The 258-nt window shown below is 36.8% G+C and carries 1 protein-coding gene; it reads right to left on the bottom strand.

Annotation, left to right across the window (positions count from 1 at the left end):
* Positions 1–258 (bottom strand): hypothetical protein (locus R2R70_RS21360; protein WP_410979102.1); only part of this gene is annotated, 258 nt, incomplete at both ends.

Here is a 258-nt window from a genome sequence, read left to right as displayed (position 1 = left end):
CATCGAATGAAAGAATCGTACAAGCATCTTGTACTACTGCAATAGTTTCGGAATAGCCTAAAATTGAAGCTGGTTGTGGTATAGGACTTTCCATCTTATCAATCTTCTTCTTATTTTCTTTTTCTTCACTGGCATTGACTTGATGCACTACAATCCCTACGACACCATACTTAGCGAAAATCTGTCTTAATCGTCTACTAGTTTGTGTCATAGCATTTCTATCAAGTTTTCCCTTCCCATGCGACATTAGATTAAAAC

Origin of the sequence: Cobetia sp. SIMBA_158, assembly GCF_046566945.1 — a bacterium.
In the GTDB taxonomy this organism is placed as follows: Bacteria; Pseudomonadota; Gammaproteobacteria; order Pseudomonadales; family Halomonadaceae; genus Cobetia; species Cobetia amphilecti.
This window is presented reverse-complemented; position numbering and strand designations above follow the sequence as displayed.